The sequence below is a fragment of the Exiguobacterium sp. KKT215 genome, from assembly GCF_055635335.1.
Window position 1 is genome coordinate 1,087,922 of record NZ_CM145756.1, and the last position, 23,243, is coordinate 1,111,164.

21 protein-coding genes are annotated in these 23,243 nt (G+C 54.4%); 18 read left to right on the forward strand and 3 right to left on the reverse strand.

The features are described 5' to 3' along the window. The first annotated feature begins 2 nt into the window (after nucleotides 1-2). From ACZ2GZ_RS05670 to ACZ2GZ_RS05690, 5 genes are all read left to right on the forward strand, one after another. The gene (locus ACZ2GZ_RS05670) at nucleotides 3-1,517 is read left to right on the forward strand and encodes a flotillin family protein (protein ID WP_021065654.1); all 1,515 of its coding nucleotides are present in this window, start codon (nucleotides 3-5) and stop codon (nucleotides 1,515-1,517) included. A gap of 143 nt (nucleotides 1,518-1,660) precedes the next feature. After that, nucleotides 1,661-2,632: a BMP family lipoprotein gene (locus tag ACZ2GZ_RS05675; RefSeq protein WP_021065655.1), complete on the forward strand. Its 972-nt coding sequence runs from the start codon at nucleotides 1,661-1,663 to the stop codon at nucleotides 2,630-2,632. Continuing rightward, nucleotides 2,629-4,272 carry a methyl-accepting chemotaxis protein gene (locus ACZ2GZ_RS05680; protein ID WP_131471289.1) on the forward strand — a complete coding sequence of 548 codons (1,644 nt, stop codon included), beginning with the start codon at nucleotides 2,629-2,631 and terminating at the stop codon, nucleotides 4,270-4,272. Before ACZ2GZ_RS05675 ends, ACZ2GZ_RS05680 begins: the two co-directional genes overlap by 4 nt. A 155-nt stretch (nucleotides 4,273-4,427) precedes the next feature. Further along, a complete protein-coding gene (locus ACZ2GZ_RS05685) occupies nucleotides 4,428-4,997 on the forward strand; it encodes a helix-hairpin-helix domain-containing protein (protein ID WP_021065657.1) in 570 nt (189 codons plus the stop codon). A gap of 1 nt (nucleotide 4,998) precedes the next feature. Beyond that, complete coding sequence (locus tag ACZ2GZ_RS05690; protein ID WP_131471288.1) at nucleotides 4,999-7,131, forward strand: ComEC/Rec2 family competence protein; 2,133 nt, start codon at nucleotides 4,999-5,001, stop codon at nucleotides 7,129-7,131. A gap of 59 nt (nucleotides 7,132-7,190) precedes the next feature. Here the strand turns inward: ACZ2GZ_RS05690 and ACZ2GZ_RS05695 are convergent, their stop codons facing one another. Continuing rightward, entirely contained in the window at nucleotides 7,191-7,355 is a 165-nt protein-coding gene (locus ACZ2GZ_RS05695) for a YqzM family protein (protein WP_016508105.1), read from the reverse strand. Nucleotides 7,356-7,445: 90 nt separating this feature from the next. On the opposite strand from ACZ2GZ_RS05695, the gene holA reads away from it, so the two are divergent. Beyond that, nucleotides 7,446-8,456, forward strand: a complete 1,011-nt coding sequence (gene holA / locus ACZ2GZ_RS05700; protein WP_235045161.1) for a DNA polymerase III subunit delta — start codon at nucleotides 7,446-7,448, stop codon at nucleotides 8,454-8,456. Between the two features lie 9 nt (nucleotides 8,457-8,465). Continuing rightward, nucleotides 8,466-8,900 (forward strand): GNAT family N-acetyltransferase, encoded by a 435-nt coding sequence (locus ACZ2GZ_RS05705; RefSeq protein ID WP_029595202.1) that lies wholly within the window; start codon nucleotides 8,466-8,468, stop codon nucleotides 8,898-8,900. 30 nt (nucleotides 8,901-8,930) lie between these two features. On the opposite strand, the gene rpsT is transcribed toward ACZ2GZ_RS05705, so the two are convergent. Continuing rightward, nucleotides 8,931-9,191 (reverse strand): 30S ribosomal protein S20, encoded by a 261-nt coding sequence (gene rpsT, locus ACZ2GZ_RS05710; protein WP_021065661.1) that lies wholly within the window; start codon nucleotides 9,189-9,191, stop codon nucleotides 8,931-8,933. Between the two features lie 220 nt (nucleotides 9,192-9,411). Here rpsT and lepA point away from each other — a divergent pair, with 220 nt between their 5' ends. The 5 genes from lepA (at nucleotide 9,412) to hemW (ending at nucleotide 15,983) form a co-directional block, all read left to right on the forward strand. Continuing rightward, nucleotides 9,412-11,235, forward strand: coding sequence for a translation elongation factor 4 (gene lepA / locus ACZ2GZ_RS05715; RefSeq protein WP_021065662.1), 1,824 nt, complete (start codon nucleotides 9,412-9,414; stop codon nucleotides 11,233-11,235). A 101-nt stretch (nucleotides 11,236-11,336) separates the two neighbouring features. Beyond that, entirely contained in the window at nucleotides 11,337-12,413 is a 1,077-nt protein-coding gene (gene serC, locus ACZ2GZ_RS05720; protein ID WP_214714597.1) for a 3-phosphoserine/phosphohydroxythreonine transaminase, read from the forward strand. Continuing rightward, entirely contained in the window at nucleotides 12,391-13,554 is a 1,164-nt protein-coding gene (locus tag ACZ2GZ_RS05725; protein ID WP_021065664.1) for a 3-phosphoglycerate dehydrogenase family protein, read from the forward strand. Before serC ends, ACZ2GZ_RS05725 begins: the two co-directional genes overlap by 23 nt. A gap of 12 nt (nucleotides 13,555-13,566) precedes the next feature. Then, the gene (locus ACZ2GZ_RS05730) at nucleotides 13,567-14,751 is read left to right on the forward strand and encodes a DUF1015 domain-containing protein (RefSeq protein WP_214714599.1); all 1,185 of its coding nucleotides are present in this window, start codon (nucleotides 13,567-13,569) and stop codon (nucleotides 14,749-14,751) included. Nucleotides 14,752-14,816: 65 nt separating this feature from the next. After that, the gene (hemW, locus tag ACZ2GZ_RS05735) at nucleotides 14,817-15,983 is read left to right on the forward strand and encodes a radical SAM family heme chaperone HemW (protein ID WP_029595207.1); all 1,167 of its coding nucleotides are present in this window, start codon (nucleotides 14,817-14,819) and stop codon (nucleotides 15,981-15,983) included. 43 nt (nucleotides 15,984-16,026) lie between these two features. Here the strand turns inward: hemW and ACZ2GZ_RS05740 are convergent, their stop codons facing one another. Then, the gene (locus tag ACZ2GZ_RS05740; protein ID WP_029595208.1) at nucleotides 16,027-16,632 is read right to left on the reverse strand and encodes a DUF1054 domain-containing protein; all 606 of its coding nucleotides are present in this window, start codon (nucleotides 16,630-16,632) and stop codon (nucleotides 16,027-16,029) included. A gap of 191 nt (nucleotides 16,633-16,823) precedes the next feature. On the opposite strand from ACZ2GZ_RS05740, the gene hrcA reads away from it, so the two are divergent. The 6 genes from hrcA to ACZ2GZ_RS05770 all read left to right on the forward strand — a co-directional run bounded on the left by hrcA (nucleotide 16,824) and on the right by ACZ2GZ_RS05770 (nucleotide 23,215). Beyond that, nucleotides 16,824-17,846 carry a heat-inducible transcriptional repressor HrcA gene (gene hrcA, locus ACZ2GZ_RS05745; RefSeq protein ID WP_029595209.1) on the forward strand — a complete coding sequence of 341 codons (1,023 nt, stop codon included), beginning with the start codon at nucleotides 16,824-16,826 and terminating at the stop codon, nucleotides 17,844-17,846. Nucleotides 17,847-17,863: 17 nt separating this feature from the next. Continuing rightward, a complete protein-coding gene (grpE, locus tag ACZ2GZ_RS05750) occupies nucleotides 17,864-18,436 on the forward strand; it encodes a nucleotide exchange factor GrpE (RefSeq protein ID WP_029595210.1) in 573 nt (190 codons plus the stop codon). A gap of 29 nt (nucleotides 18,437-18,465) precedes the next feature. Beyond that, nucleotides 18,466-20,289: a molecular chaperone DnaK gene (gene dnaK / locus ACZ2GZ_RS05755; protein WP_029595211.1), complete on the forward strand. Its 1,824-nt coding sequence runs from the start codon at nucleotides 18,466-18,468 to the stop codon at nucleotides 20,287-20,289. Nucleotides 20,290-20,398: 109 nt separating this feature from the next. Continuing rightward, nucleotides 20,399-21,508: a molecular chaperone DnaJ gene (gene dnaJ / locus ACZ2GZ_RS05760; RefSeq protein WP_131471282.1), complete on the forward strand. Its 1,110-nt coding sequence runs from the start codon at nucleotides 20,399-20,401 to the stop codon at nucleotides 21,506-21,508. Nucleotides 21,509-21,526: 18 nt separating this feature from the next. Continuing rightward, nucleotides 21,527-22,465: a 50S ribosomal protein L11 methyltransferase gene (gene prmA / locus ACZ2GZ_RS05765; RefSeq protein ID WP_029595213.1), complete on the forward strand. Its 939-nt coding sequence runs from the start codon at nucleotides 21,527-21,529 to the stop codon at nucleotides 22,463-22,465. A gap of 3 nt (nucleotides 22,466-22,468) precedes the next feature. Next, nucleotides 22,469-23,215: a 16S rRNA (uracil(1498)-N(3))-methyltransferase gene (locus ACZ2GZ_RS05770; RefSeq protein ID WP_131471281.1), complete on the forward strand. Its 747-nt coding sequence runs from the start codon at nucleotides 22,469-22,471 to the stop codon at nucleotides 23,213-23,215. Nucleotides 23,216-23,243 lie beyond the last annotated feature (28 nt).

Consider the following 23,243-nt stretch of genomic DNA (forward strand, 5'->3'; position numbering starts at 1 on the left):
GTATGAACACAGCTATTTTAGCCAGTATTATCGTCGGAGTGATTTTGCTCGCCTTAATTTTCGTCTTCGTGTTGAAGTATCGCACGGTCGGACCAGATGAGGCGCTCATCGTTACCGGCAGCTACTTAGGGAAAAAGAACGTCCATAGCGACGCGTCAGGCAACCGCGTGAAGATTATCCGTGGGGGCGGAACGTTCGTCTTGCCGGTGTTCCAGCAGGCAGAACCACTCAGTCTTCTCTCGAGCAAGCTCGAGGTGACGACGCCGGAAGTGTATACCGAGCAAGGTGTACCGGTCATGGCGGACGGGACGGCCATCATCAAAATCGGCGGCTCAATCAGTGAGATTGCCACGGCGGCCGAACAATTCCTCGGCAAACCGAAAATCGAACGCGAGAACGAGGCGAAAGAAGTGCTCGAAGGTCACCTCCGTTCAATCCTCGGTTCAATGACAGTTGAAGAGATTTATAAGAACCGTGATAAGTTCTCGCAAGAAGTGCAACGCGTCGCCTCACAAGACTTGGCCAAGATGGGTCTCGTTATCGTCTCGTTCACCATCAAAGATGTTCGTGACAAGAACGGCTATCTTGAATCGCTCGGGAAGCCACGAATCGCGCAAGTGAAGCGAGATGCCGATATCGCCACGGCCGAAGCGGACAAAGAGACGCGCATCAAACAAGCAGAAGCGATGAAGGACGCGAAGAAAGCGGAACTTGAACGTGCTTCAGAAATCGCGGAAGCCGAGAAAGAGAACCAGCTTCGTATCGCGGCGTATCGCCGTGAACAAGACGTCGCCAAGGCCCGCGCCGACCAAGCGTATGAGCTCGAAGAAGCGAAAGCGAAGCAAGAAGTCACCGAGCAACAGATGCAGGTCCAAATCATCGAACGTCAAAAGCAAATCGAGCTCGAAGAGAAAGAAATCATGCGTCGTGAGAAACAGTACGATTCTGAAGTGAAGAAGAAAGCCGACGCCGACCGCTATGCGATCGAGCAGTCAGCCGAAGCCGACAAGGCACGTCAAATCGCCGCAGCCGACGCTGAGAAGTACCGCATCGAAGCGGAAGCGAAAGCCGACGCCGAACGGGTCCGCCTCGCCGGTGTGGCCGAGGCCGATTCGGAACGGGCCAAAGGGGAAGCCGAAGCTGACATTATCCGCTTGACGGGTCTCGCCGAAGCCGAAGCGAAACAAAAGATTGCCGAAGCGTTCGAGCAGTATGGTCAAGCCGCCATCCTCGACATGGTCGTCAAGATGCTTCCGGATTATGCGAAACAAATCGCAGCACCGCTTGGCAATATCGACAAGATTACGGTCGTCGATACGGGCAGCGGCAAAGACGGCGGAGCCGGCAAAGTCACGGGTTACGCCACCGACTTGATGGCATCGCTGCAACAGACGCTCAAAGCGTCGTCAGGAATCGATATGAAAGATTTACTCGACAACTTTGCTGGAAAAGGCAACGTTCAGCCGAGTGCGAATCGCGAGTTGAGCGAGTCAACGTTCGCCGCGACGGAAGAATAAGTAGGGAGCCACAGACAAGTCATCGTCTGTGGCTTTTTTTGTTTTACTCAAATTCCCCTAAATTTGAAACGAAAGGCTTCAAACTCGATCGGTTTCTGACGATAAGTGAGATGTCAGACCATTAGAGAGAGGAAGTAGCGATTATGAAGAAATCACTCATCATCGGCTTGTTGGCCGCATGTGTGACTTGGTTACCAGGTTGTCAGTCTGTGATTGACCAACCGGAAGCAACCGTTGAAACCCGTCAATCGATGGGCGTTGTGTTGTCTGATGTTGGTCTCGGGGACCAGTCATTCAGCGATGCGGCGATGCGCGGCATGGGACAACTCCGTGAGACGGGGGAATGGTTCGTCGATTACCGCGAGTTGGATGAGACGGAAACGTACAAGGCCGGGTTCGAACAGCTCGTCGCCGACGGACATGACGTCATCATCGGGCTCGGGTTCGCTTGTCAAGAGGACTTGGAAGCGGTAGCGGCCGAACATCCGGAGCAACAGTTCGCGTTGATCGATGCCGTATCGACATTACCGAACGTCATGTCCGTGACGTTCAAAGAGACGGAAGGAAGTGCGCTAGCCGGTGCAGTCGCGGGGCTCGAGACGGAATCGAACAAAATCGGATTTATCGGGGGCGTCGACAACGAACTGATTCAAAAGTTTGGGACTGGCTTCGAACTCGGAGCGAAAAGTGTCAACGATGACGTGACGATGCTCGTCGACTATGCGAACGATTTTGCATCACCTGAAATCGGGCGCGAATTGGCAGAGAAACAGATTGAAGCCGGAGCGGACGTGTTATACGCCGCTGCAGGACTGACAGGGGTCGGAGTTCTAGAGGCGGCTGAGCGGAACGGTGTGAAGGCCATCGGGGTCGACAGTGATCAATCGATGATTGCACCGGACGCGGTCATCACGTCGATGTTGAAACAAGTTGATTTGGCCATCGTTGAAATCGCGAATCGACTCGAGAACGAGGCGTTCAATACCCACGTCGAACTCGGAATCGATCAAAACGGTGTCGGTTTGGCCGCTCTTCGTCGTGTCCAGTGGGATGACGAAGAGACAAAACAGTTTGAGGCGTTTCAGAAACAGTTGATGGAGGGGACGCTGAAATGAGTTTACGGAAACGGTTTATCTTTTCGACCGTGTTCACGGTCTTGTTGATTGTGTTGATGATGAGTTACGTTTTGACGACACTCAATCGTCTGCAGACGTACAATGAACAGTATGGGACGCAAATGATCGAGCTGTCACAGCTCGAGACGTCGCTCTTGCAAGAACAGTCACTTTGGACATCGCTCGGCGAGCAGATGAGTCAATCGACGCTGACGCAACTCGAGCGCATCCGGGCGACGAACGGAGAAACGTTTGCGATGCTCGAACAGACATATCTGATTCCAGAGTTCGCGACGCACCTTGAACGGGCGACAACGAAGTATGAACGGATTGAAGCTGAAGTGGAGACGGCCGAGGCCGGCGGAATTGCGGCCCGGATTCAAGCCGCCAAACTCGAAGGAGTATTGAACGATGTGAACACACTCCTCTTGAAAAATGGTACGTTCTATGAGGCGCTACAGGCCGAGGCGGCGAGCGAGACGAAACGTCTCCTGCTCGTATCGGTATTGTTGACGGTCTTCGTCATCGGCGCACTCAGTGTCTATAACTTCTTCTTCGCCCGCTCGATCACCCATCCGCTCGAGCGAAACGTTGAGGCGGCGGAAGCAATCGCGGCCGGCCGGTTAATCACGTTGCCGGATTCGACGCGCCGTGATGAAATCGGACGGTTAGAGCGGGCCATGCAAGAGATGACGATGTCGCTCCAGACGGTCATCGGGTCCATTCGCGTCACTTCGATGAAAGTGAACGATATGACGGAGACAGCGGCCGCCGAGAACGAGGCCGTGGTCAGCACGACGTCGAACATCACGAATGCAGTCGATGAGATGGCGAACGGGGCACAGTCGATTGCAACGGAACTGCAAGAGACGCTCGAATCGGTCGGCATCATGGCGACCTCGTTCGAGACGAGTTTGAACCAGACGAAGCAGACGACTGAACAGACGACCGAGATGACTCGTGAAGTCGCGGCCGGTATCGAGACGCTGACGGACCAGGAAGAGATTCTAGAGCGCTCGAGCGCGCGCAACGCATCACTCGTCAATCGGATGGATGACTTCGCCCGGAAGACCGAAGAGATTGAAAAAATGGCAAAACTCGTGGAAGACGTCGCCGCCCAAACGAACCTGCTCGCCTTGAACGCCGCCATCGAGGCTGCACGGGCTGGGGAGGCCGGACGAGGGTTTGCAGTCGTCGCCAGCGAAGTCAAGAAGCTGGCTGAAGAAAGTAACGTGGCGACACGTTCGATTTTCGGAGTCGTCCAGACGATTCGCGATGAGGTCGCCCGCTTGACGGATATGGTCGAAGAGTCGAGTCGTGAGCAGACGGCACAGCTCGAGGCGTTCGGATTGACGAAGCAGGCGTTCAGTCGAATCCATGACCGGACCGATCACGTCGCCTCGTTCGTCGGGACGATCGAGCGCGAGATGGTCGCATCGAGCACGGAAGTCACGAACGTCTTGAAACGGGTCGAGGAAGTGAGCGGCGTGACCGAGGAACTCGCGGCGGGCAATGAAGAAGTCGCGGCCTCGATGAAAGAGCAACAAGCGAGCTTCGATCAAATTTTCGCCTTGATGCAGGAGTTAGAAGGGCAGGCCGCCGCACTCGCGAGCCAAGTCCAACATTTTGAAGAGCACTGAGACAAGTTTCGGCTTGTCTCTTTTTTGTCGTCTCGAAGCGGATGCGACACACGCCTATCAGGGTCATAAGCGCATCAGAAACGTCAAAGGCGGAACGGGCGCACCGATGTCTATTTGCTCATACTAGAGGGAAGACTCACGCGAGGAGGAGACGTATGGAAAAGTGGAGACGGTATGTCGTCGTGCTGCTCGTCGGATTATTCATTGGGGTGGGCTATATGTTTTACTCGAAAGAACCGGAGACGCCGATGGTCGAACAGTTCGTGGCGACACCCGAGCCGGAAATCGAGCCGAGCGTCCCGACCGAAATCGTCGTCTATGTGACCGGGGCTGTCGAGGCGCCCGATATGTATACGATGCCGCAAGGGGCCCGTGTTGGGGATGTGTTGTCTCTCGCCGTCTTGACGGCCGAGGCTGATCCCGAACAATTGAATTTGGCCCAATTGCTCGTCGATGGGACGAAAGTGAGCGTCCCGAAAAAAGGGGAGACGGTCGTTGTGCCTGCCGCTGAAGAAGCGGGCGGGGGGACGAACGGGGTCCATGTTAACAGTGCGACGAAGGACGAATTGATGACAGTACCGGGCATCGGTCCGGCCAAAGCCGAGGCGATTCTCAATCATTTGAAACAGCATGGGCCGTTCAAGTCATATGAAGAGATCGGCAACGTCAAAGGGTTCGGGGAGAAGACGTTAGAAAGCATGGAAGGTTATCTCTTGGTTCCATGACATGCCACTGTATCCATTGTTGCCAATCAGCCTATTCATTGCCGGGATACACGGATCAGTCGCCCTCTGCCTCCTGTTGTCTGTCGCCATCGCCTTCACTTGGCGTGGTCAATCCGTCTATGCGCACGTTGGTGCCGTCCTGCTCGTCCTGTTCGTGTTCGTACGTCCTGACGCCGAACCGTTGCCGGTGGACGGACCCTATCTGTTCGCCATCGAGAGCCGGCGGGACAATGGCCAATCGGCGCGGCTGTATGGACAAATCGACGGAAAGGAGGGTGTATTGACCGGCCGTGACCTCTCGCTCGGTCGTCCCGGAGAGACGTGCCTCGTCACGTTCACGCAGACCCCGTTCGCACCGTTGCGCAATACAGGTGGGTTCGACGAGGCGGCTTGGGCGTATGGGGCCGGACTTGCGTTCAAAGGGAGTGACGTCGCCATCGAGGCGTGTCGTCCGAGTGACGGCATGAGTGGACGGATGCTCCGTTGGAAGGAACGACAGCTCGCGAGAATCGAGACGACGTATCGGCCGGATGTGGCGCTTTATATGGAGGCGTTATTGTTCGGGGAGAGTCGGTTGCTCGATGAGGATACCTCGTTTTCTTACCGGGTGACCGGTCTGCTCCATCTGCTCGTCATCTCCGGTTCACATATCGCGCTCCTCGTGCTCGGATTGCGTTGGACGACGCGGCCGTTGCCGTTGCGACGAGAGACGAAGACAATGTTGATTCTCGTTGTGGTCACGTTGTTCGGATGGTTGACCGGGTTTTCGCCGCCAGTGGCGCGGGCCGTGCTCGTCGCCGACGTGTTGCTCGGGCTGTCACTGTTTGGTTACCGTGTCCGCGACCCGATTCGGTTGCTCAGTTGGTGCGCGGCGTTCTTGCTCGCCTTGCAACCGTACTTGCTATGGAATTTAGGGTTTCAGTTGACGGTTGCGATGACGTTGTTCTTGCTCGTGACTCGCCCGATTTGGACAGGACCGTTCGGGCTGGCCGTATATGCTCAATGGTTCGGGCTCATCTTGTTATGGCCCGTTCAACCGATTATATCGGTGTTGGCACCCGTGTATAACGTCGTCGGCGCTTTCTTAATTTCCTGGATCGTCATTCCGCTCGCCCTGTTCGCGTATATCGTGCCGACCGCTGAAAAGCTCCTGCATCCGATCCTCGATGGCCTGAATGGGACGTTCGCCCTGCATCACGATTGGCGGCCTTGGCTTCCGCTGCATGAGTTTACGTTTTGGCACGCTCTTGGCCTCGCTGTCGTCCTGTGGGGCGGATTGATGCTCCTTGAGTGGAAACGATGGAGCGGTTGGGGGCTTGCCGTGATTGCGCTCTTGCTCATGCATGGCGTCCTTGAATGGGGCGAAGAGCCGCGCGTCACGTTTTTAGACGTCGGACAAGGCGATGCCGTCGTCGTCGAGTACGGCGAGGTCACGGGAGTCATCGATGTCGGCGGAGTGTTTCAAGACCCGAAAGAATCGAAACGGTCCACCTATGACCCGGGAGCGGACGTCGTCGCCCCGTACATATGGAAGCGAGGGGAGACGCGCCTCGACTTCTTATTGCTTACCCATGCCGATCATGATCACGTCGGCGGACTGTCCGGTTTGCTCTCGTCCATCGAAGTCGATGAGGTGTGGCTCTCGGCGGAAGTAGCGGATCAAGGCAAACGAGACGAGTTACTGGCCGAGCTGGAGACCTATCAAGTCCCGGTCAGGCTCCTGTCGAGCGGGGATAGGCCGTATCCATGGATGTGGGTCGTCGCACCGGGAAAGGCGGGCGAGGACGAGAATGCGAACTCGGTGTCGCTGTTCATGCAGGTCGGGGCGCTCACGTATTTATTGACTGGGGATTTGCCGGACACGCGGGAAGAGATGATTCCGACCGTTGACGTCGATGTGTTCAAATTAGGGCATCATGGGTCGAACACATCGTCGAGTGAGGCGCTGTTGAACCGAATCAATCCGGAATGGGTCATCATCAGTGTCGGAAGGAACAATCGTTACGGACATCCGCATCTTGACACGCTACAACGTCTCGAGGGAAAGCGGGTATTACGGACGGACGAGGACGGGATGGTCGTCTGTGAACGAAATCGGTGTCGCGGGATTGTGACGAAGGCAGTACCGCCATGAAAAACTATGATAAACTAAAAAAGCGATTGCTCCCCCGGGGCAATCGCTTTCTGACTGACTTATAAGCTCAAGAACTTGATGAGGACACCAATCGCGAAGATGGTGAAGAAAAAGCCGAACGGGACGATGAAGCCGATTGCTGAATCGATGGCATCGTTACGTTTGCACTGTACGTCGTTCTCGAACGGGTTTTCGCTTTGTGGGCGAACAGAGTTAATATGCATAGTGAGTCCCTCCTTGAAATGGTTCCGTCCTAAGTATAGCGAATCAGTGAAGGATAATCTATGTTTAGATAAGAATAAATTGTGAAAGTGGTGTGTGTTTTGAATGAACCGTGGCTGCATAACGGAAAGTTGTCGAACGTGTACGTCCTGTTTGGGACAGAAAAATATTTGCTAGAGACGTGGGAGCGGGCCATCATCAAAGCGGCCAACCCATCTGGTGACCACTTTGATGTCATGCAGCTCGACTTGCACGAGACGTCACTCGACACGGCGCTCGATGAGGCGGAGACGGTACCGTTCTTTAGCGAGTATCGGACCGTCATCGTCAAACAAGCGCAGTTCTTGACGGGGGCAAAAGAGAAGCAAAAGCAAAACGTCGAGCGATTGACCGAATACGCGTTACAACCAGCGCCTTATTCCGTACTCGTCTTTATTATCGAAGCGGAGAAGCTCGACGAACGGAAAAAAGTCGTCAAGCGCTTAAAAGAGCGGGCCATCGTGCTCGAAGCGAAAAAACCGAGCCAGTCGGAGCTGATGCGCTACGTCGGCGACGAGCTGAACCGGCGCGGCCAAAAAATGGAGCGGGCGACCGTCGAACGGCTGTTGTTCCTCTGTCAGGATGATTGGGGCAAACTCGTCCGCGAGCTCGAGAAGTTGCAACTGTACGCGAGTGAAGGGGCAGAGATTCCGATTGATATCGTCAACGATCTCGTCCCGCGGACACTCGAAGACAACGTGTTCCAACTGTCCGAATTCTTAGTGGCCCGTCGTGCGGATGCGGCGCTTCGGCTCGTCCGTGATTTAGAGAAGCAAGGTCAAGAGCTGATCGGTTTGTTAGCACTCCTCGCGCGACAGTACCGGAATATGTATCTCGCGAAACAGCTGACGGAGAAGGGGTATGGCGAGAAGCAAATCGCCTCGAAAATCGGGGCGCATCCGTATACGGTGAAACTGGCCTCGCAAGCGAGCCGGAATTTCTCCGAGGCTCAGCTCGGACGGGCACTGACATTGATTGCCGACGCGGATGAGGCAATGAAGACGGGACGGGGTGACAAGCAGATCGTGTTTGATACGCTCGTCTGCCAATTGACATTACTGTGAGGTGAGGACATGGGGTTACAGGAAGTAGGGTTAGAAGCGGTGATTCCGCTTCGGCATGAAGTGTTGCGGCCCGGTTTGCCGGTGGAGACGTGTTATTTTGAAGGGGATGACGCGGAGACGACGCGTCACTTCGCCTGGGTCGAAGATGGACGTGTCGTGTCCATCGCGACCGTGATGGAAGTGGGGCGTGACTTCGATGGTCAGACGGTGCCGTACCAACTCAGAGGGATGGCGACTGACCCGACATCTACTGGTCAAGGGATTGGCTCGTCGTTTTTACAGGCGTTGCATGAAGCGGTCAATGAGTCGTGGTGGTGCAACGCCCGAGAAGTGGCAGTCCGTTTTTATGAGCGGAACGGGCTAGTCGTCGTGGGCGAACCGTTCGAGATTCCTGAAATCGGGACCCATTACGTCATGCGAACCCAAAAAACAGCCGGCTCCTAATGGAGGCGGCTGTTTCGTTTTAGTCTCTAATTAGAGAGCTGCGATGCGAGCTGCAAGACGTGATTTGTCACGGCCAGCTTTGTTTTGGTGGATAAGACCTTTTGCTGCAGCTTTGTCGATTTTCTTCGTAGCGAGGACGAAAGCTTCTTGAGCAGCTTCTTTGTTTCCTTCGAGTACGAGAGCGTCAACACGTTTCACTGCTGTACGCATTGCTGCTTTCTCTTGCGAGTTCGCGACGCGACGCTTTTCAGAAGTTTTTGCACGTTTGATTGCTGATTTGATGTTTGCCATTGTTTTGTCACCCCCTGAAACAAGAAAGTGTATGTTCTTATTACTTCAAGTAATCATTCAACAGAACAAGCACAATTGTAGCAAACGCTTATTCGAAAAGCAACCACTTGATGATTATTCTGAAAACTATATGTGGTATTGTTGAAGTAGGTCGTACACATTAACTTAGGATTTTGATATAATGACACGGTATGCATGAGAAGGATAGGTGAACCCATATATGAACAAACAAGAATTAGAGAATCGTCAGAAGAAGATTCGGAACTTTTCCATCATCGCTCACATCGATCATGGGAAGTCGACGCTCGCTGACCGGATTCTCGAGAGAACTGGTGCGCTCACGGCGCGTGAAATGAAAGAACAGACGCTCGATGCGATGGATCTCGAACGGGAACGTGGGATTACAATCAAGTTGAACGCCGTTAAATTGAACTATACCGCAAAAGACGGAGAAGAGTACATCCTTCACTTGATCGATACACCGGGACACGTCGACTTCACGTATGAAGTGTCACGTTCACTCGCAGCATGTGAAGGGGCTGTCCTCGTCGTCGATGCGGCGCAAGGCATCGAGGCCCAGACGCTCGCGAACGTTTATCTCGCGCTTGATAACGACCTTGAAATCATCCCGGTCATCAACAAGATCGACTTGCCGTCTGCGGACGTCGAACGCGTCCGTCAAGAGATTGAGGACGTCATCGGTTTGGATGCGAGTGATGCCGTACCGGCTTCGGCCAAAGCGGGAATCGGGATTGAAGAGATTCTCGAACAGATCGTCGAACTCGTCCCAGCACCGACGGGAGATCCGTCAGCGCCACTTCAGGCGTTGATTTTCGACTCGTATTATGACGCTTATCGCGGCGTCGTCGCTTCGATTCGAATCGTTAACGGTTCGGTCAAAGTCGGAGACAAGGTACAAATGATGTCGACGGGCAAATCGTTTGAAGTCACGGACCTCGGCGTCTCGACACCGAAACCGTTATCGGTGAAAGAATTGAATGTCGGCGACGTTGGGACGCTCTCGGCGTCGATTAAAACGGTCGGCGACGTTCGTGTCGGTGATACGATCACACTCGCCAAAAACCCTTCGACGGAACAACTCCCGGGTTACCGGAAGATGAACCCGATGGTATACTGCGGTCTCTATCCGATTGACGCGGCGAAGTACAACGATTTGCGTGAAGCACTTGAACGGCTTCAGTTGTCGGACGCGGCGCTCGAGTTCGAGCCGGAGACGTCACAGGCACTCGGATTCGGATTCCGGAGCGGATTCCTCGGCATGCTCCACATGGAAATCATTCAAGAGCGAATCGAGCGTGAATTCGGCATTGATTTGATTACGACGGCACCGTCGGTTATCTATCACGTCACGACGACAGCAGGGGACGTCATCCACGTCGACAACCCGTCGAAGATGCCAGAACAGCAAAAAGTTGAATTGATTGAAGAGCCATACGTCAAAGCGGCCATCATGACACCGAACGATTATGTCGGTGCCATCATGGAGCTCTGTCAGAAGAAACGCGGTAGCTTCATCGATATGCAGTATATCGACACGACCCGCGTCAAAATCACGTACGACATCCCGCTCAGTGAGATCGTCTACGACTTCTTCGACCAGTTGAAGTCGAGCACGAAAGGCTATGCGTCGCTCGATTACGACTTGATCGGCTATCGTCCGTCGCGACTCGTCAAGATGGATATCCTCCTCAACAACGAGCTCGTCGATGCCTTGAGCTTCATCGTGCACCGTGATTTCGCCTACGAACGTGGGAAGGTCATCGTCGAGAAGCTGAAAGCACTCATCCCGCGGATGCAGTTCGAAGTGCCGATTCAAGCAGCAGTCGGAACGAAAATTGTGGCCCGCTCGACAATCAAGGCACTCCGTAAGAACGTTCTCGCCAAATGTTACGGTGGTGACATCTCGCGGAAACGTAAATTGCTCGAGAAGCAAAAAGAAGGTAAAAAGCGCATGAAAATGGTTGGTTCCGTCGAAGTGCCACAAGAAGCATTCATGTCCGTCTTGTCGATGGACGAAGAATAATCGTTCGCCCTTATCTCCGGATAAGGGCGATTTTTGTCATTTGGCAGGATTCGGCACGTCAGGCACGGAATAGTACGTACTTACAGAGAAATAGAGGAGGAGTGGCGGTGATCTATAATTTTTCAGCCGGGCCGGGCGTCTTGCCGGAACCGGTCTTACGTGAAGTGCAAGCCGAGTTTCTTTCCTATAAACAAGGGGTGTCCATCGTCGAAATGAGTCACCGTTCCGACACGTTCGCCACAATCGTCGAGCAGCTCGAGGCGAGACTGCGGCGATTGATGCAGATTCCTGACGACTATGCCGTCCTGTTTCTACAAGGCGGTGCCACCCTACAATTCTCGATGGTGCCGATGAACCTGCGCGAGTCGGGGCGCTTCGCCTATCTCGACAGCGGGATTTGGTCGAAAAAAGCGATTGCTGATGCGAAACACTACGGTGACGTCGTCGTCGCCGGCAGTTCGGCAGCGGTCAAGTATCGAGACCTTCCCGCATGGCCAGAGACGATTTCAGACGTCGACTATCTTCATGTGACGTTGAACAACACGATTGAAGGGACGCGCTATACGAAACTGCCGGACACGGACGTCCCGATCGTCGCCGACGTCTCGTCGAACATCTTGGCGGAAACGATTGACGTCAAGCGCTATGGGCTATTATATGCCGGTGCCCAAAAAAATATCGGGCCGGCCGGATTGACGCTCGTCATCATCCGTCGCGATTTGATTGTCGACCGTGACTTGCCGTCATACCTCGCGTACAGCAAGCACGTCGATACGCTGCTCAACACTCCATCGACGTTCAGTCTATACGTCGCCGAGCGCGTGCTCGCCTGGGTCGAGGGAGAAGGCGGGGTCGAGGCGATGGAACGTCGCAACGTCGAGAAGAGTGGTCTATTTTACGACGCCTTGGATGCATCGCCAATGTTTCATGCCGTCGTCTTGGGCAAGCAGCGGTCGCTGACGAACATCCCGTTCACGACCGGGGATGCCGAGACGGACCGGGCGTTTCAACGATTCGCCGAGGCACGCGGATTAATCGAGCTCGGGGGTCACCGTTCGGTCGGCGGCCTGCGAGCCAGTCTATACAACGCGATGCCGCTCGAAGGCGTGAAGCGTCTCATCGATGTGATGCATGAGTTTGAACAGGAGGGACAAGATGTTTCATATAAAAACGTATAATCAAATCGCAGAAGACGGGTTACGGCGTTTCGAGCCGAGCGAGTATGCCGTAAATGACGCCGAACAAGCGGACGCCTGGGTCATTCGGAGCCATGACGTCCATCAGGCGGACATCCCGCCTTACTTGCTCGCCATCGCCCGGGCCGGTGCCGGCGTGAACAATATCCCGCTCGACCGGCTCGCCCGTCAAGGGGTCGTCGTGTTCCATACGCCGGGCGCGAATGCGAACGCGGTCAAAGAACTCGTGCTCGCCAGCATGCTGTTATCGGTCCGTCCGATTTTGGAAGGGGCGAACTGGGTCAACAATCATACGTTTGCCGATCAGACATCGCTCGAAGAAGCGATGGAACAACAGAAACGGCGTTTCGTCGGGTCCGAACTGCGAGGCAAGCGCGTCGGCATCGTCGGTCTCGGTGCAATCGGGGCGTCGCTCGCGAACGATTTGCTCCATCTCGGCATCGACGTCATCGGATACGACCCGCACTTATCGGTCGACGGGGCCTGGAATATCTCACAACAAGTAAAACGGGCGAAGCAGTTGAGCGAGTTGCTCGCCGACGTCGACATCCTGACGATTCATATGCCGCTTACGGATGACACGCGCCACATGATTGATGCGACATGGTTCAAGCAGATGAAACCGGGCGCCACCGTTTTGAATTTCGCGCGGGGTGAACTCGTGAATGACGCCGATTTGTTAGAAGCGCTCGATGACAACGTGGCGACATACATCACCGACTTCCCGAAACAAGTGCTGCTCGGACATCCGCAAGTCGTCGCGTTCCCGCACCTCGGCGCCTCGACCCACGAGTCTGAGGTGAACTGTGCAATCCAAGCCGTCGATACGCTCAAACTGTATCTCGAGACCGGTAGTATCCGAAACTCGGCCAATTTCCCGAACACGGAACTCCCTTACGTCGGCAAGCGGCGTTTGGCCGTGCTCCATTTGAACGTCCCGAACATGGTCGGTCAAATCGCCAGCCGGCTCGCCGAGAACGGAATCAATATAGATAACATGGTCAACCGGAGCCGCAACGACGTGGCCTATACGTTGATCGACATCGACAACCATAAACATGAGACGCTATCTGTGCACGCCCTGTACGACATCGAGGGCGTCATGCGCGTCCGCGAATTTTAAGGAGGAATAATTATGGTCGTATTCAAACCGTTTGCCCCATACATGCCAACCCATCCCGAGAACGTCGCAGCCGACCCGTACGATATCGTCAGCGTCGAACAAGCACGTGAAGACGTCAAACTGCGTCCCGACTCGTTCCTTGCGGTCGATAAACCAGAAGTGTTCACGGCGGACATGCCGCTCGAGGCGTGGGGACAACGAGCCCGTCATGAGCTCGAACGGCTTTACGAGAGCGAGTTGACCGAACGGACCCACGGATTTTATGTTTACCGGCTCACCGATCAAGGGCGTGTCCAGACAGGGCTCGTCGCCACATTCTCGGTGACCGATTATGAGGCCGGTCGCATCAAGATTCATGAGCACACCCGTGCCGCGAAAGAACGCGAACGCGTCGAGCACGTATCGGCGACGAAAGCGCACACTGGCCCGATTTTGATGAGCCACGCGCCGGACGAAGGGTTGCGTCGCATCTTGGACGATGCGACGACAGGAGAGGCGTTGTTCGCCTTCACGGACAGTGAAGGTGTCATCCATGAAGGCTATGCCGTGCCATCCAAGCATCAAGCACGCGTCATCATGCTCGGGGCCAGCATTCCGGCCATCTATATCGCCGATGGGCATCACCGGGCCAAAGCCGCAGCCGTCGTCGCACGGAGCCCGATTCATGAAGGGGAATCGAAACAAGAGCGGGATCACTTCCTCGGCGTCTTGTTCCCGAGCGATGAGCTGACGATTTTGCCATATCACCGGATCCTGAATCAAGTGGACACAGAAGAAGTGATGGTACTGCTCGAAAATCTGGATTTATCGTATGACCTCGAGTCGGTCCCTGCTTTGTATGTCCCGAACGAGCGGGGCACGTTCGGTTTGTCTTACCGGGGCGAGCATTTCATGCTCAAAAAACTGCAGACGACGACGTCGCTCGACGTCGCGACGCTGCAACGGGATGTGCTCGAACCGTATTTTCACGTCACGGACGTTCGCACCGATCACCGAATCGATTTCATCGGCGGCAAAGACGCACCGAAACGTCTCGCCGACTTGGCTGAACGTGATGACGTCGTCGTATTGACGTGTCATGCCACGGCGATGGAAGAGCTGATGCGCGTCGCCGACGAGAACGGTCAAATGCCGCCAAAATCGACGTGGTTCGAACCGAAACTGAAGAGCGGTCTGTTCATTCATCGGTTCGATTGAACGTGCAGAGTGGCGTCTCGGCGTGAAAAGCGTTATAAATGGAAGAGAAGAAAGGGGTGGCCGCCATGGCTAAAGCCGTATATCTTCACATTCCATTTTGTGAACATATTTGTTATTACTGTGATTTCAACAAGGTGTTCTTAAAGAACCAACCGGTTGATGACTATTTAGATGCACTTGAACGGGAAATCATCCTCTCGCTCGAACAATACCCGACCGATACGATCGAGACGATCTTTATCGGCGGTGGGACACCGACGGCGCTCAATGAGGCGCAGATGAAACGACTCATGGACATGGTCGCACGTCATCTGCTCCCGCTCGCGTCTCCGAATTTGGAGTATTCGGTCGAGGCGAACCCGAACTTCGTCAGTGCGGAGAAACTCGACACGATGAAGCAAGGAGGAGTCAACCGCGTCAGTTTCGGCGTCCAAACGTTCGACGACGGCGGACTCGAGCGCATCGGACGGACGCACCGGGCCGATGACGTGTTTGCGACCGTGACGGAAGCTGCGAAGCGATTCGATAACATCTCGATCGACTTGATGTTCGGGTTGCCGGAACAGACGCTCGAGCAGATTGAGCGCGACCTCGACTTGGCGTTCGAGCTCCCGATTCAACACGTGTCTTCCTATTCGTTGATTCTCGAGCCGCACACCGTGTTCGCGATTCAAGAGCGAAAAGGGAAGTTGCGCCTTCCGGGCGAAGATATCGAAGTCGCGATGTATTTAAAAGTGATGGAGACGCTCGAACGGCGTGGATTGAAACAATATGAGATTTCAAACTATAGCCTTGAAGGACGGGAGAGCCGTCATAACCAAGTGTACTGGCGCAACGAAGAGTATTACGGCTTCGGCGCCGGCGCGCACAGTTATTTGAACGGGGAACGTCGGGCGAACATCGCACCGATTCCGCACTATATCAAAGCGGAGGGGTTACCGGTCCGCAATACGACGACGCTCGAGACGTTCGAGAAGATGGAAGAAGAGCTGTTCCTCGGACTACGGATGCGCCAAGGCGTGTCGTTTGCGACGTTCGAGTCGAAGTACGGTGTATCGATGCGTTCGGTGTTCGGGCACGTCCTGACGGAGCTCGAGGCGAAGCGGTTGATTGAGACGACGGACACACACGTCCGCTTGACCGAGTCGGGACTCCCGCTCGCCAATGAGGCATTCGCGGCCTTCATCGGTGAAGCGAAATGGAACGACTCGCAAGCGCAAGTATCTAACTGAACAACAAAAGGGCGAACCCAATGCGGGTTCGCCCTTAATTCGGTTATAACACGAGGTCACGATAAATCGGCATGAGCCGGCTGAACGTATCCTCGACGAGCGCCAAGAAGGCGGCTTCGTTTTGAAGAATCGACGCATCGGCCGGAAGTTGGCGGCCGATTAAGAAGTCAGCTTTTTTCACGGTCGCGAAGCGTTCCGTCATCGTCTCAATCGATTCGGATGACATATCCTCGATTAAAAACGCGTCTTTCTTCATATGGTCCCCGGCGATATGGAAGTCAGGGAAATCCGATTTGAAGTCGAGTGCCATAAGCCGGCGGCCGATTGCTTCCTTGTTCGGCATCTCATAGATGAAGGCGAGCCAGACGAAGACGCGGTCGTCGAATAAGCCGACCTGGAAATGGGGATGTTTCTTATAGCCGCGTTTGTCATGGCAAATCGCCATCCACGTGTCCTTCGGCGGATTGACCGTCCGGCGGGCATGCTTGGCGACATGTAAATAGAGCGGGATGCCGACGTCGGCTTCGAGCTGAGGCCCGACCTCGTCATAAATCCGGTGAAACAGCGGTTGAATCTCTGAGCGGATCCCGGCCATCCGGGCGTCGAGTCCGTCTTGCGTGAATACGTCGAATTGTTGTGTTGTAAACATCTAATCACCTCATTTCGTATCATACCGAATGTTGACGAAACATGCATATCCGAACGCTTGAACGGACTGGAAAAAATGAGCCAAATGAATTGACAAATAAGGAGAACATGATAATATTTGAAGTGTGATTAGCACTCAGTAAATATGAGTGCTAATAAAGCGAGGCCAATCCTTCAGAGAGGAGTGATGTTGTGCTGACAGAGAGACAATTGCTCATTTTACGAGCGATCATCGATGATTATATTCAGACGGCTCAACCGGTCGGGTCGCGGACGTTATCGAAGCGGGATGACTTATCATTCAGTTCGGCGACGATCCGTAACGACATGGCCGATTTAGAAGACATGGGTTTGATTGAAAAGCCGCATACGTCGGCCGGACGAATCCCGTCCGAAATCGGCTATCGGTATTATGTCGACCATCTCGTCGAGACGAAAATCATCGACGAGCGCGAGACGTATCGTCTCGGTGAACGACTGCGCGCTTCGGCCCAAGAGTCGGAAGTGCTCATCCGTCAAGCCGCTGACCTGCTCTCTGATTTGACCAACTATACGACGGTGGCACTCGGTCCGAACAGCCAGATGAATCGCCTGGCCCGAATCGACTTGATGCCGCTCGACGAACGGCGCGGCGTCGTCTTGATCGTGACCGATCAAGGCCACGTCGAACATCGGACGGTCGTATTCGACTCTCCGATGGCGCCTGACTTGGTCGAACAGACGATTCGTTTCTTGAACGATCGTCTCAAAGGGACTCCACTCGGTCAGCTAAAGTTCCGAATCGGGGAAGAAGTGGCCAAACTTCGACTCGCGCACCAGGAACAATTTGAGTTCATGATGCAACTCATTCAATCGACCGTCGAAGTCCAACATCCTGCTTCGCTATATCTAGGGGGGAAGAAGAACATCTTCAACCAACCTGAGTTTCAGACGCTCGACACGTTGCGTCCGTTCCTCGAATGGATCGATGAACAGGAACGGTTGACCGACTGGCTCGAATCGTTGCCAAACCGCGAGATTTATGTGAGCATTGGTAGCGAGAATGGCATCGTCGCGCTTCAAAATTGTAGCGTCATCACGTCCGACTATACGCTCGACGGGAAGACGTTCGGGACAATCGCCATGATTGGACCGACCCGGATGGACTATCGACACGGTGTCCAAATGATGGGACAAATCATTGAGGCGTTAAGGCGAACGAAATTAGAAGAGTGATGGAAAGGAGCCTCATTATGACAACTGACAAACAAAACGGGCCTGAACCAGAAGAAGTGCTCGAAGAAAAAGATTTTGATCCGAAACAGACAGAGGCTGTCGAAGCAGAAGAGGTTTCAAATGTTGAGTTTGTGGAAGAAACTTCTGAAGGGACGGATTTACAAAAAGAAATCGACGCACTCAAAGCGAGCGAGCTCCGCATCCGTGCGGACTTTGATAACTTCCGTCGTCGGACGAACGAAGAGAACGCGAAACGCGTGAAGTTCGCGTCACAGACGGTCGTCGAGAAGTTGATTCCGCTCATCGATAACTTCGAGCGCGCGCTCCAAGTCGAGGCGACTTCGGACGACGCCAAGCAGATTCAAGCGGGCGTCGACATGATTCACCGCCAGTTACTCGACGTCTTGAACGGTGAGAACGTCGAAGTGATTGAAGCGGTTGGCCAACCGTTCGACCCGAACTATCATCAAGCGGTCATGCAAGAGCCGAGCGATGAGTTCGAATCGGGCATCGTGACGATGGAGCTTCAAAAAGGGTACACGATGCACGGACGCGTCATTCGTCCGAGCATGGTAAAAGTCTCAGAATAACATTACTTAATTAGATGGAGGAATAGACAATGGGTAAAATTATCGGAATTGACTTAGGTACAACGAACTCATGTGTGGCAGTCATGGAAGGTGGCGAAGCAGTCGTCATCTCGAACGCAGAAGGGAACCGTACGACACCATCTGTCGTCGCATTCAAAGGCGAAGAGCGTCAAGTCGGAGAAGTAGCGAAACGTCAAGCGATCACGAACCCGAACACGATTCAATCGATTAAGCGTCACATGGGAACGTCGCATACGGTCGAAGTTGACGGCAAGAAATTCACGCCGCAAGAGATCTCGGCAATCATTTTGCAGAAATTGAAAAAAGATGCAGAAGACTACCTCGGTGAAACGGTGACGGAAGCAGTCATCACTGTTCCTGCCTACTTCAACGATGCGGAGCGTCAAGCGACGAAAGATGCAGGGAAAATCGCTGGTCTCGACGTCAAACGAATCATCAACGAGCCGACGGCAGCTGCACTCGCTTACGGTCTCGATAAAGGTGAAGACCACACGATCTTGATTTATGACCTCGGTGGCGGTACGTTCGACGTCTCGATTCTCGAACTTGGCGACGGCGTCTTCGAAGTTGTCGCAACAGCAGGGGACAACCGTCTCGGTGGTGACGACTTTGACCAAAAAGTCATCGACTATCTCGTGGCAGAATTCAAAAAAGAGAACGGCATCGACCTCGCTCAAGACAAGATGGCGCTTCAACGTTTGAAAGATGCAGCCGAGAAAGCGAAGAAAGACCTTTCTGGTGTGACGAGCGCGCACATCAGCCTTCCGTTCATCACGGCCGGAGCAGCTGGTCCGCTTCACCTTGAAACGACACTCACACGTGCGAAATTCGAAGAGTTGACAGCCGACCTCGTCGAGCGCACGATGGAGCCGACACGCCGCGCGTTGAAAGACTCAGGTCTTACACCGTCTGACCTCGACAAGATCATCCTCGTCGGTGGTTCGACACGTATCCCAGCGGTTCAAAAAGCGATTCACGACTTCACGAAGAAAGAGCCGTTCAAAGGCGTGAACCCGGATGAAGTCGTCGCCCTCGGTGCCGCAATCCAAGGTGGCGTCCTTGCCGGTGACGTCAAAGACGTCGTCCTTCTCGACGTGACTCCGCTCTCGCTCGGTATCGAGACGATGGGTGGCGTGATGACGAAGTTGATCGATCGCAACACGACGATCCCGACTTCGAAATCACAAGTCTTCTCGACGGCGGCTGACAGCCAGCCAGCGGTAGACATCCACGTCCTCCAAGGGGAACGTCCGATGGCACCAGACAACAAGACACTCGGTCGCTTCCAGTTGACGGACATTCCGCCGGCACCACGTGGCGTGCCACAAATCGAAGTCAAATTCGACATCGATGCGAACGGAATCGTTCACGTATCGGCGAAAGACCTCGGTACGAACAAAGAACAGTCCATCACGATTCAATCGTCTTCAGGGATCGACGAGGCTGAAATCGAGCGTATGGTAAAAGAAGCGGAAGCGAACGCGGAAGCTGACAAACAACGTAAAGAAGAAGCTGAACTCCGCAACGAGACAGACCAACTCGTCTTCGCAACGGACAAGGCGATCAAAGACCTCGGCGACAAAGTCGACGCTACGGACAAAGAGCGCGCTGAAGCTGCGAAAGAAAAAGCGAAAACGGCACTCGAAGGCACAGACCTCGAAGCCCTCCGTACGGCGAAAGACGAATTGTCGAACGTCGTGCAAGAGTTGACGCAAAAAGTATATGCGAACATGGCTGAACAGCAAGGTGCTGAAGGTGCAGAGACGCAGACGGAAGCGAAAGACGACAACGTCGTTGACGCTGAGTTTGAAGATCTCGACGATCGCAAATAAGGCAACCGATAGAGAGGAGAGCGCCAAAGCAGGTTTCTGCTTTGGCTCTTTCCATGTTAAGGTAGATTCGGTAGAATTTTAGTTTAGACAGTGTAGAGGAGAGAGTAACGTGGCGAAACGAGATTATTATGAAGTGCTTGGCCTAGATAAATCGGCCTCGGCACAAGACATCAAACGTGCTTATCGCAAGCTGGCACGCCAGTATCACCCTGACATCAACCAAGAGCCGGATGCGGCCGACAAGTTCAAAGAGCTCGGTGAAGCATACGAAGTATTGTCAGACGAACAGAAACGGGCCCAATACGACCGTTTCGGTTTTGAAGGGGCCAGCCAATTCGGCGGCGGTGGCGACTTCCAAGGCGGTTTCGGTGACATCTTCGACATGTTCTTCGGTGGCGGTGGGGGACGTCGTCAAGACCCGAACGCTCCACGACGCGGGGAAGACTATCAATACGTCGTCGACCTCGATTTCATGGAGAGTGTGACCGGCAAGACGGAAATCATCGACCTTGAGATTGAAGTCGAATGCGACACGTGCATGGGCAGCGGCGCCAAACCGGGAACAAAACCGGATACGTGCAGCCGTTGTGGCGGCAGCGGTGTCGAGACGGTCGAACAGAACACGATTCTCGGCCGGATGGTCAATCAACGGACGTGTAGCCAATGTCACGGAAGCGGGAAGACGATTAAAGAAAAATGTGAGACGTGTCACGGCTCTGGCCATGTGAAGAAACAGAAGCAAGTCGAAGTCAAGATTCCAGCTGGAATCGACAACGGCCAACAAATCCGTCTATCAGGCAAAGGTGGTCCTGGCTTTAACGGCGGCCCAGCCGGCGACCTGTATATTGTCGTTCGCGTCCGGGCGCATGAAATCTTTGAACGGGTCGACCAACATATCACGATGGAGATGCCGGTCACGTTCGCCCAGGCCGCACTCGGCGCGGAACTCGAAGTTCCGACCGTCCACGGCAAAGTGAGTTTGAAAGTTCCAGCCGGCACGCAGACCGGTTCGCGATTCCGGTTGCGCGGCAAAGGGATGCCGAGCGTCCGCGGCGGCGGCAATGGCGACCAGTACGTCAATATCGTCATCATGACGCCGACGAATATGACCGACCGTCAAAAAGAATTGCTCCGTGAATTCGAAGAGATTAGCGGAGAAGCAGGCGTCGAAGAACAACACGGCCTGTTCCAAAAGATGAAGAAGTTTTTTAGCCAGTAAAAGGAGCGTGTTCAAACAATGAAATGGTCTGAAATTTGTGTCCACACGACACAGCAGGCAGTCGAAGCCGTATCGAATTTACTACATGAAGTGGGGGCACAAGGGGTCGTCATCGAGGACGTCGAAGATTACGACCAGATGATGGCCGAAGACCATTTCGGCGAGATTTGGGACGTGTCGGGCCGTGAATCGTATCCGACGTCCGGTGTTTATGTGAAAGCATACGTACCGGCCTCAGGTGATTTTCAAGACACGCTCGCTGCGTTCAAAAAAGAAGTGGATGGCTTGCGTCATGTGCTCGATATCGGCACCGGTGACGTGACGGTCGTCGAGATGGACGAAGAGGACTGGGCCCATTCGTGGAAGCAGTACTACAAGCCCGTCAAAATCTCACAACATTTGACGATCGTTCCGCTTTGGGAAGATTATGAGCCACAACCGGAAGAGAACGTCATCTTACTCGATCCGGGTATGGCGTTCGGGACGGGGACGCATCCGACGACGATGCTCTGCATTCAGGCGATCGAGAACTATATCCGACCGGGTGACCGATTGATTGATGTCGGCACGGGTTCAGGTGTCCTCGCCATCGCTGCTGCGAAGCTTGGGGCCGAACGAGTCGAGGCACTCGATTTGGATGCGGTCGCCGTCGAATCGGCGCGTCAAAACGTCGAGACGAACGGTGTCGGCAACGTCATCGACGTGAAGACGGGTGACTTGTTGAAAGGGATGACGGGGGAGTATGACCTCGTCGTCGCCAATATTTTGGCCGACGTCATCATGCTGTTCATCGATGATGCATATGCGCGCGTCAAACCGGGCGGCTACTTCATCACGTCGGGTATTATCGGACAGAAGCGGGCCGAGGTGACAGAGGCGCTCAAGGCGTCCGGATTCGCGATTGAAGAGACACGGGTCATGGAAGACTGGGTCGCCATCATCGCGAAGAAAGGATGAGCCATGCAACGATACTTTTTACCGCGTGAGTCATTTGTTAATGACACGGCCACGTTACCGGCCGACGTCGTCCATCATATCGGGACAGTGCTCCGGGAGACGCCCGGTTATCGCATGGTGCTTTTAGACGGTACCGGCCTCGAATATGAGGCTGAGGTCGTGACGCTCGAGAAGAAGACGGGCACGGCCCGGGTGCTCGAACGCCGTCAAGCGACGACCGAACTTCCCGTCGACGTGACGCTCGCCTATGCGCTTCCGAAAGGCGATAAAGTCGAACTCGTCGCCCAAAAAGGGACTGAGCTCGGCATGCATCACTTCTGGGTGTTCGAATCGAAGCGCTCGGTCGCCAAATGGGACGCCAAAAAGGCACCGAAAAAAGTCGAACGGCTCCAGAAAATCATGCAGGAAGCGGCCGAACAGTCGTACCGCGCCGTCGTTCCGATGTGCCAACACATCACACCACGGGAACTGACGGACCGCATCGATTCGTTCGATGCCGTCGTCATCGCCTATGAAGAACAAGCGAAGCAAGGGGAGCAAGCAGCGTTTGCGACGGTGTTGAAAGCACTTCGACCTGGGGCGAAGCTCCTGCTCATCGTCGGGCCGGAAGGCGGCTTTGACGAAAGTGAAGTGAATGAGTGGACGGAACGCGGGGCACAGGCCTGTGCTTTCGGACCACGCATCTTGCGTTCGGAGACGGCGCCGCTCTATGCGCTCGCCGCTGTCTCTTATGCGCTCGAATTGAATTAACACATCAAACGGCTCTCGCGGATGCGGG

Coding starts and splice junctions, on each gene's coding strand:
- ACZ2GZ_RS05705 (WP_029595202.1), top strand. CDS start 8,466: ATGGGGTTACAGGAAGTAGGGTTAGAAGCGGTGATTCCGCTTCGGCAT.
- ACZ2GZ_RS05770 (WP_131471281.1), top strand. CDS start 22,469: ATGCAACGATACTTTTTACCGCGTGAGTCATTTGTTAATGACACGGCC.
- ACZ2GZ_RS05685 (WP_021065657.1), top strand. CDS start 4,428: ATGGAAAAGTGGAGACGGTATGTCGTCGTGCTGCTCGTCGGATTATTC.
- hemW (WP_029595207.1), top strand. CDS start 14,817: ATGGCTAAAGCCGTATATCTTCACATTCCATTTTGTGAACATATTTGT.
- ACZ2GZ_RS05730 (WP_214714599.1), top strand. CDS start 13,567: ATGGTCGTATTCAAACCGTTTGCCCCATACATGCCAACCCATCCCGAG.
- ACZ2GZ_RS05725 (WP_021065664.1), top strand. CDS start 12,391: ATGTTTCATATAAAAACGTATAATCAAATCGCAGAAGACGGGTTACGG.
- prmA (WP_029595213.1), top strand. CDS start 21,527: ATGAAATGGTCTGAAATTTGTGTCCACACGACACAGCAGGCAGTCGAA.
- ACZ2GZ_RS05695 (WP_016508105.1), bottom strand. CDS start 7,355: ATGCATATTAACTCTGTTCGCCCACAAAGCGAAAACCCGTTCGAGAAC.
- ACZ2GZ_RS05680 (WP_131471289.1), top strand. CDS start 2,629: ATGAGTTTACGGAAACGGTTTATCTTTTCGACCGTGTTCACGGTCTTG.
- grpE (WP_029595210.1), top strand. CDS start 17,864: ATGACAACTGACAAACAAAACGGGCCTGAACCAGAAGAAGTGCTCGAA.
- ACZ2GZ_RS05690 (WP_131471288.1), top strand. CDS start 4,999: ATGCCACTGTATCCATTGTTGCCAATCAGCCTATTCATTGCCGGGATA.
- rpsT (WP_021065661.1), bottom strand. CDS start 9,191: ATGGCAAACATCAAATCAGCAATCAAACGTGCAAAAACTTCTGAAAAG.
- ACZ2GZ_RS05675 (WP_021065655.1), top strand. CDS start 1,661: ATGAAGAAATCACTCATCATCGGCTTGTTGGCCGCATGTGTGACTTGG.
- ACZ2GZ_RS05740 (WP_029595208.1), bottom strand. CDS start 16,632: ATGTTTACAACACAACAATTCGACGTATTCACGCAAGACGGACTCGAC.
- ACZ2GZ_RS05670 (WP_021065654.1), top strand. CDS start 3: ATGAACACAGCTATTTTAGCCAGTATTATCGTCGGAGTGATTTTGCTC.
- lepA (WP_021065662.1), top strand. CDS start 9,412: ATGAACAAACAAGAATTAGAGAATCGTCAGAAGAAGATTCGGAACTTT.
- dnaK (WP_029595211.1), top strand. CDS start 18,466: ATGGGTAAAATTATCGGAATTGACTTAGGTACAACGAACTCATGTGTG.